Source organism: Saccharothrix coeruleofusca, from assembly GCF_014648515.1.
GTDB lineage: Bacteria > Actinomycetota > Actinomycetes > Mycobacteriales > Pseudonocardiaceae > Actinosynnema > Actinosynnema coeruleofuscum.
Map to the genome: position 1 here is coordinate 1 of NZ_BMRG01000030.1, position 281 is coordinate 281.

1 protein-coding gene is annotated in these 281 nt (G+C 71.5%); it reads left to right on the top strand.

The genetic code is table 11. The features are described from left to right. Positions 1-281: endo-1,4-beta-xylanase (locus tag IEZ00_RS34670; protein WP_229796390.1), on the top strand; the 281-nt coding region annotated here is incomplete at both ends.

Here is a 281-nt window from a genome sequence, read left to right on the forward strand (position 1 = left end):
GCTGCACCGGCATCACCGTGTGGGGCATCCGCGACAGCGACTCCTGGCGCGCCTCGGGCACCCCGCTGCTGTTCGACAGCAGCGGCAACAAGAAGGCCGCCTACAACGCCGTCCTCGAAGCCCTCAACGCGGGCGGCACGACGCCCACCACGACTACGACCACGACCACCACGACCACGACCACGCCGGGCGGTTCGGACTGCCGCGCGGGCTACGTGGGGCTGACCTTCGACGACGGCCCCAACACCGGCAGCACCCCGCAGCTGATCACCGCGCTGCGC